This is a genomic window from Desulfobulbus alkaliphilus (genome assembly GCF_016918545.1).
GTDB lineage: Bacteria > Desulfobacterota > Desulfobulbia > Desulfobulbales > Desulfobulbaceae > Desulfobulbus > Desulfobulbus alkaliphilus.
Window position 1 is genome coordinate 1 of the sequence record NZ_JAFFQC010000263.1, and the last position, 440, is coordinate 440.

A 440-nucleotide genomic window follows, 5' to 3' on the forward strand; every position below is an offset into this window, starting at 1 on the left:
GGGATCGTGAGAGCTTCCCTACAAATAGCCTTATTTTATCTCAGTTGGCTTTACCTCATGTATATAAAGCGACGTGCAATCTTCTATGCAATTTTTTTGGCGAGCAGCTTTCTGTAGGTGAATTACGTGCACTTGATATCCATTCTTTTAGATCAATACCTCGAGTAGGTACAAAAAAAATTGCCATAATAAAAGATATGATTAAGTATATTGATGAAAAAGGTCATGGGTGTGTTGAGGTTGCTGAAATTTCATCAGTTCATCAAGGGGATGGGCGAAAGCTATATAACCAACGAGAAGATATAGAACTATCAACTCTAGAAAATATATTAATTGATGATCTTGATTCTTTTTTGTCTGAACTCGATGAGAGAGACCATTTGATCATGGTTGGTCGTTTAGGTTATATGCGTCCTCCGATGACGCTCCAAGATATTGGC

1 protein-coding gene is annotated in these 440 nt (G+C 37.3%); it reads left to right on the forward strand.

Features of this window, described 5'->3' with window-relative positions; all coding sequences use genetic code 11:
- On the forward strand, positions 1–440 hold a 440-nt coding region (locus tag JWG43_RS18435; RefSeq protein ID WP_205244382.1), incomplete at both ends, for a hypothetical protein.